A 25,752-nucleotide genomic window follows, 5' to 3' on the forward strand; every position below is an offset into this window, starting at 1 on the left:
TCGGGGAGTGACTATGTCGGTATCGGGGAAGGGTCAGGCGCGACGCCTGCGGAACGGCGCGGCGTTGGCAGTGTTGGCCTGGGTGGGCGCGGGCGCGGCCTGGGCGCAGGAGCAGGCCGCGCCGCCGCAGCCGGAAGAGGCCACCTCGATTGACGAGATCGTCGTCACCGGCTCGCGCATCCAGCGCAAGGACGCGGATTCGGTTGGACCGGTGCTGACCCTGACCGCCGAGGACATCAAGAACTCGGGCGCCACCTCGATTGGCGACCTGCTGCAGAAACTGCCGTCGGCGGGCGTCAGCCTGAACAGTAACGGCACTCAGGGAACGTCCTACGGGGCTTCATCGATCAATTTGCGCTACCTTGGCGGGGCCGAGGGCAGCGGCAACCGCGTCCTGGTGCTGGTCGACGGTCACCGCTGGGTGGACGGCGTGGGCCAGCGCGGCTTCCGCGACTTCGTCGACCTGAACACCATGCCGCTGGGCATGATCGAGGGCATTGAGGTGTTGAAGGACGGCGCCTCGGCCATCTATGGCGCCGACGCCATCGCCGGGGTGGTCAACATCCAGACGATCCGCGACTTCGACGGCGTGCGTCTCAGCACCCGCTACGGTTCGACCGATCGCGGCGACGGCGAGCAGTTCCAGGCCATCGCCAACTTCGGCAAGCGCTTCGACAACGGCGCCCTGGTCTTCTCGGCCAGCTATGTGAAGGACAGCCCGATCCTGACGGCGGATCGCGATCTGACCCGCACCAGCCTGGTGCCGGTGACGACGCCGGGCACCAGCCCTTATGGCCTCTTCGTCCTGCCGGGCCTGTCGAACAACGCCTACTTCGGCACCGGCGCGGGCTTCGGCTCCTCGGCCTCGCCCATCGTCGCCAACGGTCTGGGCGGCTATGGCGCAGGTGCTGCAGCGGACAACAGCTTCCACACCGCCAGCCTGCCGGGCGACTACTACAACACCCAGGCTCAGGGCATTTATACGACCGGTCCCAGCGAGCGTTACGGCTTCTATGGTCGCTATCGCGGCGATCTGTCGGACAAGCTGTCCTTCCACGCCGAGGCCCTGTTCAACCGCCGGGTCTCGGATCAGATGTTCTCGCCGGTCCTGCTGGACATCGGCGGCACGTCGGGGACGATCCGCGGCTTCAGCCTGCCATCCAACCACGCCTTCAACCCGTTCGGGACCGCCAACGGCGTGCCGACGGCCAACGCCCTGGCCTTCGGCGCCAACCAGGCCTGGCGCGTGCGCAAGGTGATGACGGACGTGGGCAACCGCGACAATGTTCAGGACGTGAAGACCTATCGCTTCGGCGCGGGCTTTGACGGCGAACTGAGCCTGTTCGGACGCGACTTCAGCTGGGACGCCTACGGCAGCTACGCCCGCAACGAGATGAAGTCCTCGGCGCTGAACGGGATCAATTACGAGAACCTGTTCCTGGGCTTGGGCAATCCGGCGACCTGCGCCGCGACCGCGGGCTGCGTCCCGGTCAACCTGTTCGCGCCGATGACGGCCGAGGCGGCGGATTTCATCCGCTACACCACGCGCGAGACGAACAGCACCGAGATCTATGATCTGGCGTTCAACATCACCGGTGACGTCTATGAACTGCCGGCTGGTCCTCTGGCCGTGGCGGCGGGCTATGAGTATCGCCAGAACAAGGCGACCGACGCGCCGGACCCCTACGTCAACGCCACGCCGAAGTACCTGTCGAGCGCCTACACCACCACCACCTCGCAGACGCGCGTGCCGACGACGGGCCAGTACAGCCTGCACGAAGCCTATCTGGAAGTGGCCGCGCCCCTGCTGCGTGACCTGCCGATGGCCCAGAGTCTGGATCTGAGCCTGGCTGCTCGCTACTCGAACTACGACACGGTCGGCGACGCCACGACGATGAAGGTCGGCATGGGCTGGCGTCCGGTTCAGGACGTGCTGGTGCGCGGCACCTGGTCGCAAGGTTTCCGCGCCCCGTCGATCCTGGAGCTGTTCCAGGGCGGCCGCGAGGTCAGCCTTCAGGTCATTGACCCGTGCAACGGCGGCGCCTCGGCCAATCCCAACTTTCCGGGCTGCGTCGGCGTTCCGACCGGCTACAATCAGGCCAACTACAACCTGAACGGCCTGATCCCGGGCACGACCTCAGGCAATGTGGACCTGAAGCCGGAAACCGCCGACACCCTGAGCTTCGGCGTAGCGGTCAAGCCGCACTGGGTTCCCGGGTTGAGCCTGACAGTCGACTGGTACGACATCAAGATCACCGACGCGATCGCCTCCCAGTCGCCGGCCCAGATCATGGGCCTGTGCGCCGTGCGGGGCGGGGTCTATTGCGACCTGATTACGCGCGACGCCTCGACGGGCGCGGTGTTGAATCTGGTGCAGGGCGCGCAGAACCTGAACGAGATCCGCACCTCGGGCGTCGACGCCACGGCCCGCTATGAGTTCAACACCTCGATCGGCCGCTTCGCTGCCGTGATCGACGCCTCCTACCTCAGTGAGTTCTCGACCGTCAGTCCCGACCCGGCGGGCGGCCCGGTCATCGTCGACGACCGCGCAGGCAAGGGCGACCGTTCACGCTCGACCTATCCGCACTGGAAGGGCCAGACCTCGCTGCGCTGGAGCGACGGCCCTGCGAACCTCATGTGGCGCGGTCGCTATATCGGCGAGAGCACCGACGTCGTGAACCCGGTCAAGGACGCCAGGACCGACGCCGTCTTCTATCAGGATCTCGAGGCCGGCTATCGCTTCGACCGTTACGACACGACGCTGACGGTGGGGATCAACAACCTGTTCGACGTGATGCCGCCGGCGTCCTACGCCAATGCGCCGATCAACTTCGATATGTACACCTATGACGTGCGGGGCCGCAGCGCCTACGTTCGCCTCGGCTTCCAGTTCTAGGATCAGGCTTTCCCATGACGGACACCGAGGCTCCGCCGGCTGAAATCGGCCGGCGGAAACGGGGCTGGCTCGACCGGATCGAGGCGATGGGCAACGCCCTGCCGGATCCGGTCTTCATCCTGCTGTTTTGTATTGGCGTGCTGGTCGCCGCCTCGGTGCTCGCCGACTGGACCCAATGGAGCGCGGTCAACCCGGTGACGGGCGAACGCCTTCAGGCCCAGAGCCTGTTGTCCGAGGCCAATGTCGCCCGCCTGCTGGTCGATATGCCCAGGACCCTGACCAGCTTCCCGCCTCTGGGTCTGGTGCTGGTGATCATGATCGGGGCGGCGGTGGCTGAGCGGTCGGGCCTGTTCGCGGCCCTGCTGGGCGGCGGGGTCAGGCGGCTGCACACGCGTTTCCTGACGCCCGCCATCTTCATCATCGGCCTGTTCTCGCACCATGCCTCGGACGCGGCCTATGTGGTGCTGATCCCTCTGGCGGCTCTGGTTTACGCCAAGGCCGGTCGGCATCCGCTGGCGGGGATCGCCATCGCCTATGCCGGGATTTCCGGGGCCTTCGCAGGCAATATCATTCCGGGCCAGTTCGACCTGCTGATGCTGGGCATCACGGCGCCGGCGGCGCAGCTTCTGGACCCGAACTTCACCGTCAATCCCCTGGGCAACTGGTGGTTCACCCTGGCCATCGGCGTGGTCTTCACCCCCATCGCCTGGTTCCTGACCGACCGCGTGGTCGAGCCGCGTCTGGGGCCGTGGACTGGTGACAACACGGCGGGAGAGGCCGAGGCCGCAGGCCTGGGCGTACTGGGCCCGGATCAGAAGCGGGGCTTGCGTCGCGCGGCCGTCGCCGCCCTGGTGGTCGTTGGCCTGTTCGCGGCCCTGACCCTGTGGCCGGGCTATAGCCCCCTGATCGATCATGAGGCCGTGGGGCCGCGTCGTCTGGCGCCCTTCTACGGCGCCCTGATCGCCGCCTTCATGTTGCTGTTCGTCTCGACCGGTTGGGCCTATGGCGCGGCGGCAGGGACCATCCGCTCGCATCGCGAGCTGGTGAAGATGATGGCCGAGGGGTTGAAGGGGATGGCCCCCTACATCGTCCTGGCCTTCTTCGCCGCCCACTTCGTCGCCATGTTCAACTGGTCCAATCTCGGCCCTGTACTGGCGGTCAAGGGCGCCGAGGGTCTGAAGGATCTGGCCCTGCCGCTGCCTCTGCTGCTGGTTGGCCTGCTGATGATGTCGTCGGTTCTGGACCTGGTCATCGGCTCGGCTTCGGCCAAGTGGAGCGCCATGGCGCCGGTCGTGGTGCCCATGCTGATGCTGCTGGGCGTCTCGCCCGAGATGACCACGGCCTCGTACCGGATGGGCGATTCCATCTTCAACATCGTCACGCCGCTGGCCAGCAACTTCCCCCTGGTGCTTATCATGTGCCAGCAGTGGAAGCCGAAGTTCGGGGTCGGGTCGATGATCGCCCTGATGCTGCCCTACAGCGCCGCCTTCGGCGCGGCGGGGATGCTGCTGATCCTGGCCTGGGTCGGGTTCCAGTTGCCGGTCGGCCCAGGCGCGCCCGCCGCTTATCACCTTCCGACATCGCCTGTCGCCGCCAGCGCGCCCCTGCCAGCCGAGCCCGCCGCCCGATGACCGATCTGCCGCTCCTGTCCGGCGTGCGCGTCCTGCGCGACGTTATGATCCCGATGCGCGACGGCGTTCGTCTGGCCGCCGACGTCTATCTGCCTGAGGACGGGGAGGGGTGTCTGCCGGTCCTGCTGGAGCGCATCCCCTATGATCGGCGCGGGACCAACCACGCCGACCGCACCGCCGCCGACCCGACGCCGCGCTCCAAGCCCGAGATCGCGGCCGAGTTCGCGCGCGGCGGCTATGCCTATGTCCTGGTTGACTGCCGGGGGCGTTACGGCTCCGAGGGCGTCTTCACCAAGTACGCCAACGAGGCCGAGGACGGCTTCGACGTCATGGCCTGGCTGGTGCAGCAGGACTGGTGCGATGGTCGCATCGGCACGCTGGGCCTGTCCTACGGCGCCCATGTTCAGGCGGCGGCCGCCTGCCTGAACCCGCCCGGCTTGAAGGCCATGTTCATGGACTCCGGGGGCTTTTTCAGCGCCTTCCATAGCGGCGTGCGCCAGGGTGGGGCGTTCGAGCTGAAGCAACTGACCTGGGCCATGAAGCACGCCCGCCTGTCGCCGCTCAGTCAGGAGGATCCGGCGCGTCTGGCCGCCCTGAACGCCGAGGACGTGCGCGACTGGATGGCGGTCAATCCGTGGCGGCCGGGCCTGACGCCGCTGGCCGCCGCGCCCGAGTATGACGCCTTCATCCAGGACATGTGGCGGCGCGAGACCTTCGACGACTTTTGGCGCGCGCCCGACTTCTGCGCCGCCGCCCACGAGACCGAATTCACCGACGCGCCCATGGTCTTCATGAGCAGTTGGTACGATCCCTACGCCCTGTCGGCGACCGACAACTACGCCCACTTCAGCCGCAGCAAGATCGGGCCGGTCAAGCTGGTCATGGGGCCGTGGACGCACGGCCAGCGCTCGATCACCTTCGCCGGGGACGTGGACTTCGGCCACGCGGCGTCGCTGGACGGCCATCTGGCCCCCGACTACCTGGCCCTACGCTGCGCCTGGTTCGACCGCTGGCTGAAGGGCCAGGCCGCGCCCGACTATCTGGAAGCGCCGGTCAGCCTGTTCGTCATGGGCGGCGGCAGCGGGCGTCGCACGGCCGAGGGACGGCTGGATCACGGCGGCCATTGGCGGGCCGAGGCGGACTGGCCTCTGCCGGGTACGGCCTTCACCGATTTCCATTTGCACGCCGACGGGGGCCTGTCGATCGAGGCGGCCTCGCCCGGCGAGCGGGTCTGGCGTCACGACCCGGCCCATCCCGTGCCGACCATCGGCGGCGCCATGGCCTCGGGCGCGCCGGTCATGGAGGCCGGCGGCTTCGATCAGCGCGAGGCGCCTGGCCTGTTCGGCGCGAGCGTCATCGGCCGGGCCCTTGCCGACCGCGACGATGTCGTGGTCTTCCAGACCGAACCCTTGGAGCAGGCGCTCGAGGTGACGGGGCCGATCACGGCACGTCTGTCGGTGTCGTCCTCGGCGCTGGACACCGACCTGATGGTCAAGCTGGTCGACGTCTATCCGCCCGGCCCGGACTATCCCGAGGGCTATGCCCTGAACTTGACCCACGGCGTGCTGCGCCTACGGTTCCGGGACTCCTTCGAGGCGCCGCGCCCGTTGGTTCCGGGTGAGATCTATGACGTCGAAATCCAGCTGTTTCCGACCAGCAACCTCTTCGCGGCCGGACATCGCATCCGCTTCGACGTGGCCAGCAGCAACTTCCCCCACTTCGACGTCAATCCCGGCACGGGCGCGCCGGCGGGCGAGCCCGGCGAGGCCGTGGTCGCGCTCAACCGTATCCATGTCGGACCGGCCAATCCGTCGCGGCTGGTCCTGCCGGTCATTCCGCCGCGCGGGGGCTGACTGATGGCGCTGGTCTCGGCCGGCGCCCGGCGTCCCATCCGGCTGCGCGCCATGCGCGCCTTCCGCGCCATCCTGCAGCAGGGCTCGGTGACCGCCGCGGCGCGCACCCTGGGCCTGACTCAGCCCGCCGCCAGCCGGCTGCTGGCCCAATTGGAACAGGACCTCGGCTTCGAGCTGTTTCATCGCGACCGAGGACGTCTGGTCCCGACCGCCGACGGTCTGATGCTGTATGAAGAGGTCGAGCGCGCGCTGGACAATGTCGACCGGGTTCAGGACATGGCCCGCGACATCTCCGACTTCCGCGTCGGGCATTTGCGCCTCGTCGCGCCGCCCAGCTTCCTTGAGGCGATCCTGCCCGACGTGATCGCGGCCTTCCTCGATCAGTATCCTCGTGTCCACCTGTCGATTGATTCCCATGGGGTCGAGACAGCCAAGGGCATGATCGCAGCCCGGGCCGTGGACGCGGGTTTCGTCAAGCTGCCGTTGAACCGCGACGACCTGGACGCGCGTACGGTGCTGGTCAGCGAAACGGCTTGCGTCCTGCCGAGCGATCACCCCCTGGCCGCCTTGCCTGAGATCACCGCTCAAGATCTGAAGAACACGCCTCTGGTCCTGCTGGGGCAGGGGAGGCGGTTCCGCTCCCAGGTTGAGGCCGCCTTCGCCGAGGCCGGCGTCGCGCCGCGCGTTCGCGTTGAAACCCACACCGTCGCCTCGTCCTGCGCGCTCGCCGCACGCGGCGTCGGCATCGCTATCGTCAACGAACGCCTGGCTCAGGCCTATGTGCGGGACAGAACTGTATTGCGCCGCTTCAGTCCGGCCATTCTGCACGAATACGCCTTCGTGGTTTCCAACAGCGTTAAGCCCTCACGCCTCGCCGAAGCGTTCCTTGGCCTGTTGCCCGCGGGCTAGGCGGAACAGGGTAGACCGGCGACGCCCGTGAGCGCCGCCGGATCCGTTCGCTGCTTAGAACTCGACCTGGACGCCCAGGGTGAAGGCGCGGCCGGTGATGCCGTAGGCCGAGCTGTAGTTGTAGGCGTTTCCGCTGTCTGTGCCGTCCGGCAGGAACGGGCCGTAGTTGTTGAAGATGTTCTTGACGGTACCAAACACCTTCAGTTGCGGGTTGCTGCGATCGGGCTTGAAGCTGACGCTCAGGTCGTGGCGCCAGTAGGCGTCGACGTTGAGGAAGAGCGGGTCCGCCCAGCCGGCGGCGATAGCCTGTTGTTTGCGCTCCAGGCTGTCGACCACCTCGCCGATGAAGCGCGACGACCAGCGCACGCTCCAGACGTCATCGTACCAGCTCAGGCCGTAGCGGGCCTCGTGCTCGGCTGCACCGACTTCGCCGACCGAGTCGACCAGCTCGACCTTGTCGATGCTGTCGTACTCGGTGCTCAGTTCCAGACGACGACTGTAGTTCACGCTGGCGCGGAACTTCCCAGGCACGTTCCATTGCTCCAGATCGAAGCGATAGGACGCGGCCAGGTCCACGCCGCGGGCGCGGGTTTCGTTGAGGTTCTGCTCCTGATTCAGGATGCGCACCAACTGCCCGTTTTCGTCGCGGGTGATGGTGTCGCAGAAGACATTGTCGGCGCCGCTTGCGTCGGAGTAGCAGCCCAACAGCAGGGCGGAATTGCTCAGCGACGAGATCACGTCGGTGATCCGGATGTCGTAGTAGTCAAGGCTGGCCTCGAAGCCGGGCAGATAGCTCGGACGATAGACCAGACCCAGGGTCCAGGTGTCCGCCGTTTCCTCGAACAGGTCCGGGTTGCCTGCGTTCGGCGCCTTGATCTGGGTGGTGAGCTGGCGGAACGTGCCGTCGGGCGCGGCGGCGATGGCGGCGGCGATGCGGCTGTCGGCGCGGCAATTCTGGGCGACGATGCCGGCCGTGGTGGCCGTGACGCCGCTGCAGACGTCGGCGACATTGTCGGCGTCATCGCGCGGCGGCGAGAACAGTTCACTGGTGTCGGGCGCGCGCTGGGCGCGGGCGTACTCGGTGCGGATGCGCAGGTCGGAGATCGGTGACCATTGCAGACCGGCGCGATAGCTGACGGTCGTGCCGACAGCCTCCAGATTGTAGTCCGCGACCCGCACCGCGCCGTTGAACGTCAGGCGATGGGCGAAGGGCAGGTCAGCCAGCAGCGGCACGGAGGCTTCGGCGAAGACTTCGTTGGCCTTGATGGTCCCTTCGTATTCCGGAAGGAAGGAGGAACTGGCCACCCCGCTCTGGATCAGGGGATCGGTCCGCGTCTGGGTGTGGTCGCGGCGGCTCTCGAAACCAAAGGCGGTTTCGATCGGTCCGGCGGGAAGCTCGAAGAGCGTGCCGGACACATAGCCCTCGATCGTGTCCTGACGGTTCGTCGGACGGTAGAAGGTGTTGGCGCGGATGTAGTTCGCCATCTCGGGCGTGATCGAGCCAACACCGAAGAGGTTCAGCGGCACGCAACCGTCGGCGCGCGCAGCGGCGTCGCGGCATTGCACCACGCCGTTTACCCGCTCGGAATCCAGGGCCCACTTGACGCGTTGCAGGTTCAGGGTGTTGCCGCGGATCTGTTCGCCCGAGAACTTGCCGTAGCCGTAGGTCAGCTTCCAGTCCCAGTCGTTGGGCAGGGAGCCTTCGATGCCGACCCAGCTGCGGATGGTCTCGCGCTCGTTGTGGATCAGGTTGGGGCCGACCTCGGTCACGCGACGGCGGAAGTCGATGCCGGAGCTGGAGGCCGCGGCCTTGATCTCAGCGGGGGCGAAGGGGTTCAGGGTGCGCGACATGCGCCCGACCGTGAACTCGTCATTGACGCCGAACGTGGTCGTGTTGCTGAAGGTCGTGGGGGCGCGCGTCGAATCCGTCACGACGTTCGAGTAGAGCAACTGGCCCCAGAGCTTGATATTGTCGCTCACGGCGTAGTCGAACTTGGCGGCGCCGTTGAGGTTGTCGCGCGGGGTGATCAGCGTGCCGTCGGGGCGGTCTTCGTAGCCGTCAACGGCGGTGACCATGTTGGTGCGCAGGCCGCTGTCATCATAGAACCAGCGTCCGCTGATGAAGCGCCCGCCAGAGATGTAGGTCGAGCGATCCGGCGTGGTGACGGTGTTGCTGGCAGGTACGTAGAGAATGGATTGCAGGGCGCGCTCGCGATCCGTCGCCTTCAACTTGAACTGACGGTCATAGGTCGCGCCAGCCATCACATAGAGGCGGTCGTCCAGAAACCGGCCGCCGGCGCCGACCGAGTACTCGATCGAGTCACCACCGCCATCGTCGGTCGTGCCGCCGACGATGCGGGCGCGCAAGCCTTCCAGGTTGCGCTCGGTGATGATGTTGACCACCCCGGCGATGGCGTCGGAGCCATAGACGGCCGAGCCGCCGCCGGTCGTCACTTCGACGCGGTCGATGAAGAACTCGGGGATGGAGCTGAGGCTGACAGCGTTGCGGTTGCCCGCGTTGGAGACGGTGCGGTGACCGTCGATCAGCGTCAGGGTGCGGTTCTCGCCCAGATTACGCAGGCTGACGGTCGACAGGCCGTTGGCTTGGGTCGCGCTCTGGTTATTGGCTAGAGAACTGCCTTCCTCAACCCCGGGAATGTCCGTCAGGGCTTCGGCCAGGTCCATGTATCCGCCCTCGAGCAGGGCCTCGCGTTCCATGCTGACGACGGGAGTGGCGGCGTCGAAGACGTTCTTCAGGCGCGAACCGGTGACGACCACTTCCTCGACCGTTGAGGTCTGATCGTCGTTCCACATGGTTTTCTGAACCGGCTGGCGCACGATGGCCAGGGCGCCCGAGCTGTCCCGCTGAACGGTCAGGCCTGTGCCTTCCAGCACGCGACGAAGGGCGGTTTCAGCGTCGACAGCGTCCTGGACGCCGCGCGTTCGAACGCCGCGCACGTCCTCTGTCTTATAGACAAGTTGGACGCCGGCCTGACGCGCATAGGCGTCCAGGGCGATTTTCAACTCGCCGGACGGAACGTCGAAATTGCGGGTCTGCGCCGCTGCTGCTCCCGCCAGGATCAAGGCGCAAGCACTGCCCGTCAGCATGTGCCGCAAGAACGAAACCTTAGTCATAGAACCCCCTTGTCGTCCGGATTGGACGGCTCTGGGATTGTGACAAGACGAAGGCGGAAACCCTCTACATCCTATTCGGAAATTTCTATGTTCTCGCCATCGTGGTCGATTTCCAGCCCGTAGGCGCTCTGCAGCAGCCGCACGAAGGCCTCTACGTTCGTGGCTTCGAAGCTCCCGCCGATGCGGATGGCGGCGGTCTGAGGGTCGAGCACTTTCAGCTGGGTCTGGTTGTAGCGATTGAACTCGGCGGCGGCGTCCGACAGGGTGATCTGGTCGAACACCAGAAGGCCGCGGCGCCAGGCCAGTTGGTCGTCCACGCGCTGGTCCGAAGTTCGGCTTTGCAGGACGGAGGCGCCCATACCTGTCGCGACATCGCCGCGAACCAGAATAACCGGCTTGGCGGCAGGGCCGGCCTTCGAGCCGCTGAGACGGACGCGTCCCTGGGCAACGAGAACCTGCACCTTGTCGCCGTCGCGTCGAACGCTGAACCGCGTGCCCAGAACCCGCACGGATCGATCACCCATGTGAACAGTGAAGGGGCGCGATGCGTCGTGGGCGACGTCGAAATAGGCTTCGCCCTCGTCCAGCCAGGCTTCACGACTGTCTGACGACAGGGCGGTCCGCAGACGCGTTTCCGTGTTCAGCTCGATACGTGATCCGTCGGACAGGGCCACGAGGCGACGCTCTCCGGTTTCCGTTACATAGTGGGCCGGTCGGGGCCAGAGGAGGGCGGTGGACGCCAAGACCGCCACCGCAAGTGTGGCTGCCAGGCCAAGGGCCCAACGGGGCAGGGCGCGACGCGGGGGGGCGGGCGGCACGACTTCGGCGATGGCTTCAGCCAGTGTGTCGGGGCCTCGCAGAGCGCCCAGGCGGCCAGCCTGTTCCCAACTGTATTCAAGGCGCCAGAAGGCGGTGCGATGCTCGGCGGCGGCGTTCAGCCAGACGTCGAGCTGGGCCTGTTCATCACTTGAAAGCCCGTCCATCTGACGCACCAGCCAGTAGGCTGCCGTCTCTTCGATCTTGTTACGGGCGCTCATGATTGAGTCTCGCGCTTGATCGTAGCCGCCTTGGGCGGAGACCGTCGAATTCGTCCCTGGCCGCCCATCATGTAGTCGGTAAGCGCCCGAAGACCGTGAACCATCTGCTGCTCGACGGTGCTGATGCTGATGTTCAGATGAGCCGCTACCTCCTTGGTGGAGAGACCTTCGATGCGACGCAAGGTCATCACCTGGCGGCAACGCGACGGAAGCCGTTCCAGGCCCGCCTGAACACGTCTCAGTTCGTCTCGCGCGGTCAACTGCCTGTCGAGATCAGCCGAAGCCGCCTCGGGGAAGGAGGCTTCAAGATCGGCCACGAGGTCAAAGGACACGATCTTGGCGCGCTTGGCGGTGTTGATGAGATGGTTCCGCGCCGTGGTGAACAGGAAGGCGCGCGCATTCAGCGGCAGCTGTCGCTGCGCCGCCGTATAGACCTTGGCGTAGATGTCCTGCCTCAAGTCGGCCACGTCGCTCTCGTTGCGCCAGTTGCGACGGATAAAGCGAGTCAGGGCGGCTTCGAGAGGAAACACCTCCCGAAAGAACCAGGCCTTCACCTCTCCGTCCTCGACCATGCACGTTCCATTCCTCTGCGCCAGGCCGCACCTGGAACGATCCATAAAGACACTTCAGCTCGATAATCCCCCTACATGACAGGGTCCGAAAAATCCGCGAGGCCTTGGCGCTAATGGAAGTCACGCGAGCCCGGCAGAATACGCACGTCGCGCGGATGTCGATTTGGCGGATGGCGTGGCGGTTGCGGGTGGGCGATGATGTCGGCGCGGGCCAGTTGAATGTCGGTCTCGTGGTCTTCTGACATACGGGACAGTTCGGCACTGCGGTCTATGACGCGGCGGGCGACGACGTGGACGACGCCTTCGGGGCTTTTCTCGACCAGGCCTTCGACCTGCATCAGGCGGGCGCCCATGATCTCGCGCCGGAACTGCTCCAGCATCCGCGCCCACAGGACCACGTTGGTGATGCCGGTTTCGTCCTCCAAGGTGACGAAGACGGCGTTCCCCTTGCCAGGTCGCTGGCGTACCAGGACCACGCCGGCGACCTGCACCAGCGAGCCGCCGCGCCGGGCCTCAGTTTCAGCGCAGGTCAGCACCCCTTCGACGGCGAAGACGGGACGCAGGATGCCCATGGGATGAGCCTTTAGCGACAGGCGCGCGGTCTGGTAGTCGGCGGCGACGTGTTCGCCCAGCGGCATCAGAGGCAGGCGGGCGTCGGGTTCAGCCCCCAGTTCGCGGGCGCCACGCTCGCGCGCTTCGGCGGCGGCGAACAGGGGCAGGGGATCGTCGTCGGGCAGACGGCGCACCGCCCACAGGGCCTCGCGCCGGTCGTGCCCCAGAGAGCGGAAGGCGTCGGCATCGGCCAGCTTGCGCATGGCGGCGGCGGGCAGTTCGGCGCGACGGGCCAGGGTTTCGATATCGTGGAAGGGCGTCTCGACTCGCGTCGCCGACAGGGCCTTGGCCCAATCCTTCCTGAAGCCCTCGATCTGGCGCAGGCCCAGACGCAGGACCGGGGCGTTCGCAGGCCCCTCCAGGCTGTTGTCCCAGTCGCTGTGCGAGACGTCGATCGGGCGCACCTCGACCCCGCCGACCTCCTGCGCCTCGCGCACGATCTGGGCGGGCGCATAGAAGCCCATCGGCTGGCTGTTCAGCAGGGCGCAGGCGAAGGCCGCCGGGTGGCGGTGTTTGATCCAGGAAGAGACATAGACCAAGCGGGCGAAACTGGCGGCGTGGCTTTCAGGGAAGCCGTAGGAGCCGAAGCCCTTGATCTGCTCGAAGCAGCGCCTCGCGAAAGCAGGATCATAGCCGCGGGCGATCATCCGACCGACCATGCGGTCTTCGTAGGTGTGCAGGGTCCCGTCGCCCCGGAACGTGCCCATGGCCTTGCGCAGACCGTTGGCCTCGGCGTCGGAGAACCGGGCGGCGACCATGGCGACCTTCATGGCCTGTTCCTGGAACAGGGGGACGCCCAGGGTCCGGTGCAACACCTGCTGCAACTCGTCAGGCGGACCATAGAGACGGCCGGGCGGAGGATACTGAACCTCCTCCACGCCGTTGCGGCGACGCAGGTAGGGATGGACCATGTCGCCCTGGATCGGGCCGGGACGCACGATGGCGACCTGGATCACCAGATCGTAGAAGGTCCGCGGCTTCAGCCGCGGCAGCATGTTGATCTGGGCTCGGCTCTCGACCTGGAAGACGCCGATGGACTGGCCCCGGCACAACATGTCGTAGACTTTGGGCTCCTCCGGCGGGACGGAGGCGAGGTCATGCTCGACGCCTGAATGAGCTTTCATCAGGTCGAACGCCTTGCGGATGCAGGTCAGCATCCCCAGGGCCAGGACATCGACCTTCATCAGGCCCAGGGCGTCGATGTCGTCCTTGTCCCATTCGATGAAAGTGCGGTCCGGCATGGCGGCGTTGCCGATGGGCACGGTCTCGTCCAATCGCCCCTGGGTCAGGACGAAGCCGCCGACGTGCTGAGACAGATGGCGTGGAAAGCCCAGCAGACGCGTCGCCATGCGCACAGCGCGCTCGATCATCGTATTGGCCGCGTCCAGGCCTGCCTGTTCGACCTGGCGGTCGCTGATCTCGGAGCCCCAGTTGCCCCACTGGGTCGAGGCCAGGCGCGCGGTGACGTCCTCGGTCAGGCCCAGGACCTTGCCGACCTCGCGGATGGCGCTGCGGAGGCGATAGCGGATGACGGTGGCGGCGATGCCTGCGCGATGACGGCCATAGCGGTCGTAGATGTACTGGATGATCTCCTCGCGCCGCTCGTGCTCGAAATCGACGTCGATGTCGGGCGGCTCGTCGCGGTTGGAGGACAGGAAGCGCTCGAACAACAGGTCGTGGCAGGCGGGGTCGACGCTGGTGATCCCAAGGACGTAGCAGACGGCCGAATTGGCGGCCGACCCGCGACCCTGGCACAGGATGCCCTTGTCCTCGGCGGTGCGGACGATGTCGTGGATGGTCAGAAAATAGGGGGCCAGACTGCGCTCGGCGATGAAGGCCAGTTCCTTTTCAAGCAGGGCCGTGACCTTGGGGGATGCGCCATTCGGATAGCGGACCAGGGTGCGGCGGCGCACCAGTTCCTCCAGCCAGCCCTGAGGCGTTTCGCCAGGCGGCACGGGTTCCTCAGGGTATTCATACTTCAGATCGCTCAGATCGAAGGTCGCGCGCGACAGGAAGGCGGTCGTCTCGGCCACCGCCTCGGGCGAGTCCCGGAACAGCCTCGCCATTTTGTCCACGGGCTTCAGCCAGCGCTCGGCGTTGGCCTCCAATCGACGGCCGGCGGTCTCGATGGTCGCGCCTTCGCGGATACAGGTCAGGACGTCCTGCAGGTCGCGGTCTTCGGGGGCGGCGTAGAGGACGTCGTTGAGCGCCAGCAGGGGAACACGGGCCCTCTCCGCCATGGCTTTGAGCCGGGCTAGTCGGCGTCGGTCGTCGCCACGCCTGTGCATGGCGGCGCCCAGCCAGACCGCGCCCGGCGCCGCCTCGGTCATGCGGGTCAGCACCTCCTCCAGCCCCGTTAGCCTCTCCGCCGGGACGAGGATCAGTAACAGGTCTTCGGGATCGGCCAGCAGGTCGCGCAGGCCGAGCTCGCACTCGCCCTTCCTCGCGCGGCGATTGCCCAAGGTTAGCAGGCGCGTCAGCCGGCCCCAGCCCGCTCGCGTTTCCGGGTAGGCGATGACGTCCGGCGCGCCGTCGTTGAAGACCAGACGTGCCCCGGTCAGAAGGCGAAAATCCGCCGCGCGGCGCTTCACCTCGTCCGAGGTCGCCGGGTCGTTCAGCGGGTCCTCGATGAAGGCGATCTCGCCGGGACTGCCGCCTTCGCGCATCCGGTCCGGCGGGACCAGACCCTCGGCCCGCAGTTCCTTCAGTGCGCTCCACGCCCGCACGACCCCGGCGACGGTGTTTCGGTCCGCCAGCCCGATGCCTGCATGGCCGCGCAGGATCGCCGACAGCACGAGGTTCTTGGGATGCGAGGCTCCGCGCAGGAAGGAGAAGTTGCTGGCCGTCGCCAACTCGGCGTAGGCGCTGCAAGGGTTCAAGGTGTTCATGGCGCGCTCATGCGAACAGGCCGTGGATGAACCAGCGGGGCTCCGGCGTCTCGCCATAGAGGCCTTGGCGGAAGAGCCAGAAGCGGCGGCCGTTCCGGTCTTCGACCCGGTAATAGTCGCGGGTGCGCTGGTCCGGCGCGCGCCACCATTCGCCGCCGATCCGCTCGGGGCCTTCGGCGCGGATCACTTCGTGCAGGACGCGCCGCCAGCGGAATTTCAGGGGATAGCCGTCGGGGACTTCGGCCAGGGTTTCGACCGGCTGGGGCGGGTCGAATATCTGCACTGGCCGTAAGGGCGGGGCGTCGGGATCGAGATCGGGCCAGGTCTCGTCGCCATGACGGGCAGAAGCCGGGACCATCCGCGCGGCGCGTTCGGGAATGTGCGAGGCGTAGGGCTCGAAGCGCAGCACCGCCTCGGGGCCCAGACGCGCGGTCAGCCGATCGACCAGACGGCTGAAGGCCTCTTCGCCTTGCGTCTCATGATCCAGTCCCTGCTGGGTCGGCGCCAGGACCTGGGTCCAGGGTACGGACATTCGCATCTGATCGAAACCGAAGCCGGGTTCCAGCGGGTTGGACAGAGCTGCCATCCGCTCGCGGAACAGCCGTAGGGTCGCCGGGGCGTCGCGGGTCGGACGGCCTGTGCGGACGACGACGCGGCGCACCTTGCCGTCCACGCGATAGAAACCAGCCTCGAAGGTGCGGCCGCCAAGGCCGGTCTGATCCAGCTGGTCCATGGTCTCGACCAGCAGGTCGGACAGAACCCGCTCGATGTCCTCTGGCGCCGAGATCGGCTCAAAGAAGACACGATCGACGAACACGGGCGCGGGCGGGCGATGCGGGGTGATGCGCATGTCCTCGTCGCCCAGAACCCGCGCCAGTCGGGTCGGGAAGTCGGCGCCAAAGCGAGCGGCCAGAGGGGCGCGGGGCCGATCGTCCAGATCGCCCAGCCGCTTCAGGCCCAGGCGGCGCAGGGCCTCATCCTCCTTGTCCGATAGCTCCAGGGCGGCGACCGGCAGGCGACGCGCGGCGGCGCGGTCCTGGCCGGGCTGGAACCGGCCGCCGGGTCCGAAGCGGGCAAGGACGCGTGCAACCTGGGGCGTGCCGGCGAGCGCGCATCGCGTCTGAAGTCCCGCGCGTTCGGATCGCGCCTGAACCGTCCGCATCAGGCCTGTTTCTCCACCGAACAGGTGAGCGCAGCCGGTCACGTCCAGCATCAGGCCGTCCGGCGGGTCGAGCGCGATCATGGGAGTGAAGCGACCGAAATCCTCCAGCACCCGCGCCAGCAAGGCGTCGTCGAGGTCCGGCCGATGGACGACGACGCGCAAGGCGGGGGTTCGCGCCCGCGCATCGGCCAGAGCCAGGCCGGGGGTCAGGCCCGCTCGCGCCGCGGCCGGATCGACCGCCGCCAGCCTCTGCGCGCCCTTGATCTTCTCCGCCAGGACGACGGGCGGCGCATCATCAGGCGGCGCGTCGTCCAGCCGCTCCTGTCGCCGCAATCGATCGCTGGGCAGCCAGGGGAACCAGACCGCCAGATAGCGGCGCGGGCGGGCGGAAGGTTCGTTGTTCACGATCCCACTCCATGATCCATGTTCCGGTCGCCCCGCCGCCGCGCCGCCGCAGCAGGGTCGCCGAAAAAGACGGCCGCCCCGGCCCCCCGCCTTCCAGAGGTTCTGAAGCAGAAGACGCCACAGACCAGCGGGTCTCGGCTGCGCTGGGGCAGGGCATGGCGCCCGCCCGAGCCAGGAACAGGGTCGCGCCGCCCGTCTCGGCGGCCAGGGCCAGTCGGCGGCTGGCCGTCAGGCTGAAGGCCTTGGCCTCGCCCCAGGCGCTTAACAGCACGGCGCCCACGGCAGGGCTATGCAGGGCCTCCTCTCCCACGGCCAGCAGGGTCTGCACGTCGCGTGTCCGCACCAGCAGCAGTTCGCGGGGCGACAGCCCCATTTCATGCAGACCCGGCCCATGTGGTCGCCCCGCTTCATGAGCCATCATCTCATGCTGACCCCAGACGATCGGCCGTCCCGTCGCCGCCCGCAGCGCCAGAGCCAGTGCAAAGGCGTTGACCGCCACAGCGTCAGTCGGAGCTGCGGCATAGAGTTCGTGCACGACACCTGAAGCCAGAGGCGCAAAAACGCCGCCGTCTCCGACAGCGGCTTTAAGATCTCGACCGCTGGGTCGGTTCAGCGCCTCCAATCGAGCTTTGAGTGTCGCCAGAGCGTCAGGCTGCGAACTAATGTTCCTCATTTGTTCTATATGCTCCTCGTGCCCTAGGGGGAGTCAAGCGTTGCGTCAAAACTGGGATGGGACGCCGAGGAAAATGTCCGTCGCGAGCCAGACCGGCATACCCCACTGAGGCAGGCCGGTCTGTCGAACATGGCGCTAACTCATCGCCCTTATGCGACCGCGAAGGTTGGGGGCGGCAGGGTCAGCTTGGAGTCGTTGACGGCGTCCTCGCGGAAGAACTTGACCAGCAGGGGCTGGACCTCCGGGTGGGCCTCGAAGACGTTGTGGCCGGCGTTCTCGACCAGGATCTGAGACTTGTTCTGGAACTGGGCGATGACCTCGGCCTGTTCCTCCAGCGGGGTGCGGCCGTCGAGCGAGCCGGCGACCAGAAGAGCCGGGGTTTCGATGCGGATCGGCGCCCGGAAGTCTTCGCCCAGATCCACGCCGGGGATGGCGCCCAGCAGGTGCGGCATGGGCAGGTTGAAGGCGTCGCCCAGAACCGCTGTCTTCGCTTCCTTCTCGATCAGCGCCAGACGAGTGGGCGAAACGCCCGACGCAAGGTCCGTCGCCTCGGGCATTCCGGCGATGCCGAAGTAGCGGTGGGGCGGGGGAATGATCGACGTCAGCCCTTCGGTCTTACCGGCGTCGAGGGCCAGGTAGATTTTCGGCAGCATGGACAGTTGCGGCGGATTGGCGACCAAGGCGGAGGCCAGGAGCTGGATGCCGAAGCCGCCTACCTTGACGTCGACGGGACCGCTTTCGCCGGCGAAGGTGACGGTTACCGGATCAGCCTCGAGCCGCTCGTGCACCCGGCGCATCAGAGTGGGCATATTGGGGATTGCTGCGCGGACAGCGGGGTCGGCGCCCATGAGATGGTCGACGCGGTCAAGGAACATGTCGATGTGCGCGGGGCGCTTGATGGTCTGGTCCTGACCTTCAAGGCTGGCCAGGGCGACACGGCCGATCGAGTTCGGATGCCGTTTCAGCACTGACAGGGCCAGGTGGGTGCCGTAGCTGATGCCCCACAGATTGATTTTTTCCACGCCCAGGTGGCGGCGCAGGTCTTCGATGTCGTCGGCGTTCTGTTCGGTGTTGTAACCGGTCATGGCCACACCGGCGCGGCTCCAGTCGATCCAGGCCTTCTGCATCTCTTCGCGGTACCAGGCGGTGACGCCCGCGTGGGTCATGGCGGGATAGGGCGTGGTGGTGGCTCGGTCAGGAATACTGGACGACAGACCGGTGCCGCGCTGGTCGAAGGCGATGACGTCGGCCACTTCCCTCAGGGCCATGAAGATCGGGAAGCGCGGACCCATCGCAGTGCGCACGCCGGAACCGCCCGGACCGCCGGCCAGATAGACGATGGGCGGGCCGGGGTTTTTCGCGGTCGAGGCGAAACGCACATAGCCCAGGCGAATGCGACGCGAGCCGGGGATGCGCCGATCCTCGGGCACCTCGAGGAAGCCGCGCTCGGCGTCGACTTCCTGGCCGTCGCCGGACTTGTAGCGGAAGGGGCCGGCCTGGGGCTGAGCCTCCTGGGCGCGGACGGCGCCGGACAGGAGCGCCATGCCAGGAACGGCGAGGCCGGCGGCGGCGAGGATGGAGCGGCGGTTCAGGAATGTGTGGGTCATGACGACGCTTGAAGCAGGGTTTTCGGCGCTGTGGAGCGCGCTTCGGCGAACGGCGCCCCTGCGTCGGTGAACGGCAGCGCTTTTCGGCGAATGGCGATAGTGTCGCCGTCATGTGGCGGATTCTCTTCATCGCGTTTCTCTTGATCTCGCTCCCGAAGGCGTCGCGCGCGCAGGACCAGAGCCATGAATGGCAGGTCTGCCGCGCTGAAGCGGGCGGGGCGGCGCCTATGCTTCACGACTGCCGCCCGGTAGGCGATGTCATTGATCCGCAAGGGCGCGAGCTTTGGCTTCGCTCTGTCGTGCAGCGTCCGACCGACGAGGGCCCTGTCGCACTCTATATTGTCGGCGCCGCTTCGTCGGAGGCCTGGCTCAATGGTCAGAAGCTGGGCGCGAACGGACGCCCGGGGGGCTCGTCCGCGATGGAAACGCCTGGCCGTTACGAGGCGGCCTTCCCGATCCCGGAACGGATGTGGCGTGCGACGGACAATGTTGTGGTGGTCCGTATGTCGGCGTTCCACGGGGTAGTGCGTCTGGACGGTCCCGTGGCCGGGATCATGGTCGCCCCCTATCCCTGGCCGTCGCGCACGATCCTGGTGGCGATCGCCTTCGTCACGGCCGGCGCCCTGTTCGCAGCCGCCTTCGGCTTTGGCGTCATTCACAGCCTGCGCCGCACAGGTTCCAGTCTGGCGCTGGCGGGCCTGGCCGGTGTCGCGGGCTTGCAGGCTGTTCTGGAGAGCCTGCGGGCTCTGGTTCCCTATGTCTATCCTGTTCATGGTCTGCGACTGGTCGGCATCTGGGTTTTGACCGCGGTCTTTGCGGTTCTGCTCCTGGCCTATGTCGTGTCGCGCTTTTGGCCGCAGGCGCGGCGCCTGCTGATGGCCCTGGCCCTGGCTGCCGTGGCGATGACCTGGCTGGCGCCCGGTTTCGACCTGAAGACGGCGGCGGCCTTGATGGTCGGGCTGGCGCTGTCCACCGTGGCGGCCGCTGTCGGGGTGCGTCGTCGTCTGCGGGGGGCGCGGCTGACCCTGGCCTATCTGGCCGCCTTCATGGCGATCGGCCTGCTCTTCCCCAACTGGCTGGTCGACCTGTCCTACTTCCTGTTCGCGGCGGGGTTGGTGCTACCTCTGCTCATGGCCGAGGTCGTGCGGCTGGGACGCGACGATCAGGGCCGCGAGGTCGCCCTGACCCGCGCCGCCGCTCGTCCCAACTGTCTGACAGTGGCGTCGTCGCGCGGGGTCGAGCGGGTACCGCTGGACGACATCGTCGCCGTCGTGGGGGCGGACGACTATGTGGAGCTGCGACTGACCAGGGGGCGGAAAATGCTGCACGCCGCCCGCCTGGATCGGCTCGAAGGCGAACTGTCGGAAGGCTTCCTGCGGGTTCACCGCTCGGTCATCGCCAACCTTGCCCATGTTCGCGGCTTCGAGCGGGAGGGCGGCAGAGGCCGCTTGCTGATGAACGAAGGCGCGCCCCTGCCCATCAGCCGAAACCGCCTTCCCGCCGTTCGCGACGTGCTTGATGAACCGTAGTCGAGGTTCGCTGGAAGGTCCGCTTCCCGACCGAGAGGCGTGACCGCTTGTGGTGTATTTTCAGACGCACCAAAGCGGGCAACGATCCATTCGGCCGTGGCTGACGTATCAGCGAGAATGCCGACGGAACTGCGCCATGAACATAGCGATCGCTTACCTTCTGACCCTTATCGCTTTCTCCGTGATCGACACGGCCTGGCTGGGAAGCATGGGGGACCGGCTGTATCGACCCCTTATCGGGTCCATGCTGGCGGATAACTTCCGTCTGGCGCCCGCCATCGCCTTCTACGCTCTGTACGCTGCCGGCCTGACGATCTTCGCTGTCCTGCCAGGGCTTGCGGACGGCGGATGGAAGAAGGCGCTCATATGGGGCGGATTGTTCGGTCTTTTCGCCTACGGGACTTATGACCTGACCAATCTGGCCACTCTGAAGACCTGGAGCCTGAAGCTCTCGCTGATCGATATGGCCTGGGGCGTGGGTGTGAGCGCGGGGGCGTCCGGGATCAGTTGCGCCCTCGCCATGCGACTGCTGCGCGTCTCGGCCTAGCGGCGAGGCGGGCGCGGGAAGAAGGCGCTGGTCCTGGTGGCATAGGCGGCGAAAGCATCGGGTCGCGAGCGGCGCATATGGGCCTCCAGCAATGGAACGCCCGACACGCACGCCAACAACCAGTAGATGTAGGCCGGTCCGGTCAGCGCCAGCCAGCCCCAGGGCCACCCGCCGCTGAGGTCGATGGCGAACACCGGCCAGGCGCACCAGCCCAGCCATTCGAAGAAGTAGTTGGGGTGCCGCGACCAAGCCCACAGGCCAGTGTCGCAGACGCGGCCACGGTTGGCGGGATCAGCCTTGAAGGCGGCGAGCTCGCGGTCGGCGAGGCCTTCCCCGAGCAGGGCGGACACGAAGATCAGGCTGGCCGCACCGTCCTGCAGCGTCAGGCCGGGTATCGGATTACGCGCCGCCAGCAGGACGCTGAGCGCCAAAAACGCAGCGGCCCCCGCCTGGAGCATCAGAAAGCCGAACATCCTGGCCTGGAAGTCGGCGCCCCAGTCCTGTCGCAGACGGGCGTAGCGTGCGTCTTCGTTCTCATGGGCCGCGCGGGCCGCGATATGCAGACCCAACCGCAAGCCCCAGAGGCCGATCAGCACGGCGGTCAGCCACTGTCGGGGCGATGGCGCAATGCCCTCGATCGGGAACAGGGCGACGCCGACGCCCGCCGCGCCAAGGCCCAGCGACCAGAAGGCGTCGGCCCAGCCGCCTTGGCCAGTGCGACGCTGAACCAGCCAGGCGGCGGCCATCACGACCACCAGAAACAGCGCCGCCGCGCCCCAGAGCGGCAGCAGATGGATCACAGCTTCACGAAGGGCTGCATCAGGCGGCCCAGCCACCCATCGAGCTGGATCTGGCCGTCCAGGGCGACGACGCAGAGGCAGGGGCCGTCCGACACCACGCGTGGCTGGTGCAACACCTGAGGGTCGGCTTCTTCCAGATCGCCCACGTCGAACCGTTCGGTTTCTGTGGCGTAGGCGCCGGACAGGACGCAGGTCAGCTCGACCCCGCCATGGGTGTGGCGCGGCGTCTCTCGCCCCGGTCCGATCTCCAGCAGGATGACCCGGCAGTCGCCGTCGCGCGGCGCGTGGACGTCGCGCACCCGCATCCCCGGTCCGATCCAGCGCCAGGGACCCAGGGCGTAGCGGCGCAGCGGTTCGGGCAGTTCGGGCATGTCGTTGAGCGGCGGTTGCGGCTTTACTTCACCCGCGTCGGTTTCGATCCGCGCCATCGCGCGGGCCAGGGCGTCGTCGGCCATTGCGGCGGGCGCGGCCTCGCTCAGGAATTCGCCCCCCACGGCCTGCAAGCGGCGCACCCAGGCGTCATTGGCCGGACGCAGGGCCAGGTGCGCGGCGACGACCACGGCCTCGGGAGGGCTGAGGTTGCCGGCGGCGTAGGCCAGCAGACGGTTTTCGGAGGGGTTACGAAGAGCGTTCATCGGGCGGCCTCCTCGGACGGTTCGAGGATCAGGCGCAGTTTGATCATGGCGTTGCGGATACGGGATTTGACGGTGCCCAGCGGCAGATCGAGCTGACGGGCGATTTCGGAATGGGGGCTGTCCATGAAGAAGGCGAGCCGCAGCACCTCGACCTGATCCGGCTTGAGCTGTGTCAGGGCGTCGCGAACCCGTTCTGCGTCGTCGGACAGGACCAGCAGATCGTCAGGGCGCTCGACAGCCTGTTCCGCCAGTTCGATCTCGGGGACGGGCAGGGGGCGGGCGTCGCGCCGCAGCATGTCGAGGCGACGGTTGCGGGCGATGGTGAAGATCCAGGTTGCGGCTCGCGCCTTGCGGGCGTCGAACAGGTCGGCCTTGCGCCAGACCGTCAGCATGGCGTCCTGGGCGAAGTCTTCCGACGCGCCGGGCGTCGCGCCCGACTTGATCAGCCAAGCCTTCAGGCGAGGCGCGAAATAGCTGAACAGTTGGGCGAAGGCCTCGCGGTCGCGGCGCAGGGCTACAGCCTCGATCAGGCGATCATGCGCGAACGGGTCGGGTTGAGGCGCGTCCAGGCTCATGCCGGGCGACCGCCGTTCAGGGGATGTGAAAGTGGAGGCCTCGGCATGCATGGAGCCTAATACGCTTCGCCGAAATGTCTGGATCATTCGCAATCCGATCGCGGCGTCGGTGCGTAATCGGTCCATGCCTTATTCTGTCCCCGACCGTTTGAAGATCGCCGTCATCGGATCGGGCGTCGCCGCCCTGTCATCGGCCTGGCTGTTGTCGCAGCGCCATCAGGTGACGATCTATGAGAAGGCCGACCGGCTGGGCGGCCATTCCAACACGGTGACGGCGAGCGTGTCGACGGGGGCTGTGCCGGTCGATACCGGCTTCATCTGCTTCAATGACGCCACCTATCCCAACCTGATCGCTCTGTTCGCGCATCTGGGGGTCAAGACGCGCGCGACCGACATGTCCTTTGCCGTGTCGCTGGACGGCGGGCGCTTCGAGTACGCCGCGCCCGGCCTGTTCGCCCAGCGCCGCAACGTCCTGCGACCGCGTTTCTGGTCGATGCTGGGCGAGATCATGCGCTTTTATCGCGAGGCACCGATTGATCTGGGCGGGCTGACCGATCCCAATCTGACGCTGGGCGACTATCTGAAGCGCGAAGGTTTCAGCGAGGCCTTCCGCGATGACCATCTGCTGCCGATGGCGGCGGCGATCTGGTCGTCGCCGGCCCATACCCTCATGGACTATCCGGCCGAGGCCTTCATCCGTTTCTGCGGGAACCACGGCCTGTTGAAGTTGGTCGGCCGCCCGCTGTGGCGCACGGTCGAGGGCGGCAGTCGTGTCTATGTCGAACGGCTCGCGCATGAGATCGACGACGTGCGGCTTAACCACGGCGTGACGACGGTACGGCGCACGGATCAGGGCGTCGTGGTTCACGACAGCCAAGGCGGCGTCGAGCGGTTCGACCATGTCGTCATCGGCGCCCATGCCGATCAGGCCCTGGCCATGCTGGACGACCCAACCGCGCGGGAAAAGGAGGTGCTGGGCGCCTTCCGCTACAGCCGTAACCTGACCGTTCTGCACACCGACGCCGGTCTGATGCCGCAACGTCGCAGGGCTTGGGCCAGTTGGAACTATATCGGCGCCGAGGAGGGTCTGTGCGTGACCTACTGGATGAACAAGCTTCAGGGCCTGTCGGGTCAGGACCTGTTCGTCACCCTGAACCCGCCGCGTCCGCCCAAGCCTGACACCATCCTGCGCAGCGAACTGTACGAGCACCCCATTTTCAACCCCGCTGCCATCCAGGCGCAAAAGCAGCTGTGGAGCCTGCAAGGGCAGGGCGGCGTCTGGTTCTGCGGCGCCCATTTCGGCGCGGGCTTCCACGAAGACGGTCTGCAGGCGGGCCTGGCCGTGGCCGAGCAACTGGGTGGCGTGCGTCGCCCCTGGTCGGTCGAGAACGAGAGCGGTCGCATCCATCTGTCCGCCGCCCCCGTCGGCGCCATGGAGAAGGCCGCGTGACTCAGACCTCGGCCCTCTATCGCGGCGAGGTCATGCACCGGCGGCTGCGGCCCAAGGCGCACCGGTTGAACTATCGTGTCTTCTGGCTGCTGCTGGACCTGGCCGAGATCGAGGGGCTGGATCGACGCCTGCGCCTGTTCTCGCGCAATCGATTCAACCTGATCTCCTTTCACGATCGGGACCATGGCGACGGCTCCGGGACGATGCTGCGGCCGCAGATCGAGACCTGCCTCGGCCGCGCGGGGATCGACATCGGCGAGGGGCCGATCCGGCTGCTGACCATGCCGCGCGTGCTGGGCTACGTCTTTAACCCGATCAGCCTCTATTACTGCCATCATGCCGACGGCCGGCTGGCGGCCATGGTCTATGAGGTGACCAGTACCTTTGGCGTGCGCCATGCCTACGTCATTCCTGTGCTGGAGGAGGATCAGGCGGCGGGCCTGATCCGGCAGGGCGCGGCCAAGGCCCTCTATGTCTCGCCCTTCATGGGAATGGAGATGGACTATGTGTTTCGCGGCCACGCGCCGGGCCCGCGCCTGGATCTGACCATCGACGGCCTCGACGCCGAAGGCCTGTTGATCACGGCCGCCCTGTCGGCTGAGCGGCGTCCGCTGGAGGATCACGACCTGTGGTCGGCGACGGTCGCCCTGCCGCTGATGACCCTGAAGGTCATGGCCGCCATCCACTGGGAGGCGTTGAAGCTCTGGATCAAGGGCGTGCGCCTGACCAGGCAACCCCAACCCGCCCGCGAGCCTGTAACGATCCAGCACAAGGCGTGCGAAAGCCGTCTGACGCAGTGACCCCTGTAACCACTGGGCCTCGATAGCCCGCCTCCT

19 protein-coding genes are annotated in these 25,752 nt (G+C 66.9%); 8 read left to right on the forward strand and 11 right to left on the reverse strand.

The annotated features are described in order from the left end of the window. Positions 1-13 precede the first annotated feature (13 nt). From ACIQTU_RS08290 to ACIQTU_RS08305, 4 genes are read left to right on the forward strand one after another with little or no spacing between them, the layout of a single operon-like run. A complete protein-coding gene (locus ACIQTU_RS08290) occupies positions 14-2,896 on the forward strand; it encodes a TonB-dependent receptor (protein WP_400545120.1) in 2,883 nt (960 codons plus the stop codon). A gap of 14 nt (positions 2,897-2,910) precedes the next feature. Continuing rightward, positions 2,911-4,527, forward strand: a complete 1,617-nt coding sequence (locus ACIQTU_RS08295; RefSeq protein WP_400545123.1) for an AbgT family transporter — start codon at positions 2,911-2,913, stop codon at positions 4,525-4,527. Then, positions 4,524-6,380: a CocE/NonD family hydrolase gene (locus tag ACIQTU_RS08300; RefSeq protein ID WP_400545126.1), complete on the forward strand. Its 1,857-nt coding sequence runs from the start codon at positions 4,524-4,526 to the stop codon at positions 6,378-6,380. Before ACIQTU_RS08295 ends, ACIQTU_RS08300 begins: the two co-directional genes overlap by 4 nt. Before the next feature lie 3 nt (positions 6,381-6,383). Continuing rightward, positions 6,384-7,289 carry a LysR substrate-binding domain-containing protein gene (locus tag ACIQTU_RS08305; RefSeq protein ID WP_400545129.1) on the forward strand — a complete coding sequence of 302 codons (906 nt, stop codon included), beginning with the start codon at positions 6,384-6,386 and terminating at the stop codon, positions 7,287-7,289. A 54-nt stretch (positions 7,290-7,343) separates the two neighbouring features. Here the strand turns inward: ACIQTU_RS08305 and ACIQTU_RS08310 are convergent, their stop codons facing one another. The 8 genes from ACIQTU_RS08310 to ACIQTU_RS08345 form a co-directional block, all read right to left on the reverse strand. Continuing rightward, complete coding sequence (locus ACIQTU_RS08310; RefSeq protein ID WP_400545132.1) at positions 7,344-10,424, reverse strand: TonB-dependent receptor domain-containing protein; 3,081 nt, start codon at positions 10,422-10,424, stop codon at positions 7,344-7,346. A gap of 71 nt (positions 10,425-10,495) precedes the next feature. Next, a complete protein-coding gene (locus ACIQTU_RS08315) occupies positions 10,496-11,461 on the reverse strand; it encodes a FecR family protein (protein ID WP_400545135.1) in 966 nt (321 codons plus the stop codon). Next, a complete protein-coding gene (locus tag ACIQTU_RS08320) occupies positions 11,458-12,078 on the reverse strand; it encodes an RNA polymerase sigma factor (RefSeq protein WP_400545138.1) in 621 nt (206 codons plus the stop codon). Before ACIQTU_RS08320 ends, ACIQTU_RS08315 begins: the two co-directional genes overlap by 4 nt. A 65-nt stretch (positions 12,079-12,143) precedes the next feature. Further along, entirely contained in the window at positions 12,144-15,533 is a 3,390-nt protein-coding gene (locus ACIQTU_RS08325; protein WP_400545141.1) for an error-prone DNA polymerase, read from the reverse strand. A gap of 7 nt (positions 15,534-15,540) precedes the next feature. Continuing rightward, positions 15,541-17,100, reverse strand: coding sequence for a Y-family DNA polymerase (locus tag ACIQTU_RS08330; RefSeq protein WP_400545144.1), 1,560 nt, complete (start codon positions 17,098-17,100; stop codon positions 15,541-15,543). Beyond that, positions 16,991-17,635 (reverse strand): ImuA family protein, encoded by a 645-nt coding sequence (locus ACIQTU_RS08335; RefSeq protein ID WP_400545146.1) that lies wholly within the window; start codon positions 17,633-17,635, stop codon positions 16,991-16,993. Before ACIQTU_RS08335 ends, ACIQTU_RS08330 begins: the two co-directional genes overlap by 110 nt. 287 nt (positions 17,636-17,922) lie before the next feature. Further along, on the reverse strand, positions 17,923-19,380 hold the full coding sequence (locus ACIQTU_RS08340; RefSeq protein ID WP_400545149.1) for an alpha/beta hydrolase: 1,458 nt from the start codon (positions 19,378-19,380) through the stop codon (positions 17,923-17,925). Further along, positions 19,377-19,652, reverse strand: a complete 276-nt coding sequence (locus tag ACIQTU_RS08345) for a hypothetical protein (RefSeq protein WP_400545151.1) — start codon at positions 19,650-19,652, stop codon at positions 19,377-19,379. Before ACIQTU_RS08345 ends, ACIQTU_RS08340 begins: the two co-directional genes overlap by 4 nt. Positions 19,653-19,799: 147 nt before the next feature. Between ACIQTU_RS08345 and ACIQTU_RS08350 the strand changes: the two genes are divergently transcribed. Together ACIQTU_RS08350 and ACIQTU_RS08355 are read left to right on the forward strand one after the other, a co-directional pair. Then, positions 19,800-20,909, forward strand: coding sequence for a LytR/AlgR family response regulator transcription factor (locus ACIQTU_RS08350; protein WP_400545153.1), 1,110 nt, complete (start codon positions 19,800-19,802; stop codon positions 20,907-20,909). Between the two features lie 136 nt (positions 20,910-21,045). Next, positions 21,046-21,456, forward strand: coding sequence for a DUF2177 family protein (locus ACIQTU_RS08355; protein ID WP_400545156.1), 411 nt, complete (start codon positions 21,046-21,048; stop codon positions 21,454-21,456). Here ACIQTU_RS08355 and ACIQTU_RS08360 read toward each other — a convergent pair. Genes ACIQTU_RS08360 through ACIQTU_RS08370 form a run of 3 tightly spaced genes read right to left on the reverse strand, consistent with a single transcriptional unit; the run spans position 21,453 to position 23,466 of the window. After that, positions 21,453-22,256 carry a DUF1295 domain-containing protein gene (locus tag ACIQTU_RS08360; RefSeq protein ID WP_400545159.1) on the reverse strand — a complete coding sequence of 268 codons (804 nt, stop codon included), beginning with the start codon at positions 22,254-22,256 and terminating at the stop codon, positions 21,453-21,455. The genes ACIQTU_RS08355 and ACIQTU_RS08360 overlap by 4 nt on opposite strands. Beyond that, positions 22,253-22,891, reverse strand: coding sequence for a ChrR family anti-sigma-E factor (locus ACIQTU_RS08365; RefSeq protein WP_400545162.1), 639 nt, complete (start codon positions 22,889-22,891; stop codon positions 22,253-22,255). The genes ACIQTU_RS08360 and ACIQTU_RS08365 overlap by 4 nt, the downstream gene beginning before the upstream one ends. Further along, on the reverse strand, positions 22,888-23,466 hold the full coding sequence (locus tag ACIQTU_RS08370) for a sigma-70 family RNA polymerase sigma factor (RefSeq protein ID WP_400545165.1): 579 nt from the start codon (positions 23,464-23,466) through the stop codon (positions 22,888-22,890). The genes ACIQTU_RS08365 and ACIQTU_RS08370 overlap by 4 nt, the downstream gene beginning before the upstream one ends. 124 nt (positions 23,467-23,590) lie before the next feature. Here ACIQTU_RS08370 and ACIQTU_RS08375 point away from each other — a divergent pair, with 124 nt between their 5' ends. Next, positions 23,591-24,916, forward strand: coding sequence for an NAD(P)/FAD-dependent oxidoreductase (locus tag ACIQTU_RS08375; protein ID WP_400545168.1), 1,326 nt, complete (start codon positions 23,591-23,593; stop codon positions 24,914-24,916). Next, a complete protein-coding gene (locus tag ACIQTU_RS08380) occupies positions 24,913-25,716 on the forward strand; it encodes a DUF1365 domain-containing protein (protein ID WP_400545171.1) in 804 nt (267 codons plus the stop codon). Before ACIQTU_RS08375 ends, ACIQTU_RS08380 begins: the two co-directional genes overlap by 4 nt. The last annotated feature ends 36 nt before the right edge of the window (positions 25,717-25,752 follow it).

The organism is Brevundimonas sp. NPDC090276 (assembly GCF_044772165.1).
GTDB lineage: Bacteria > Pseudomonadota > Alphaproteobacteria > Caulobacterales > Caulobacteraceae > Brevundimonas.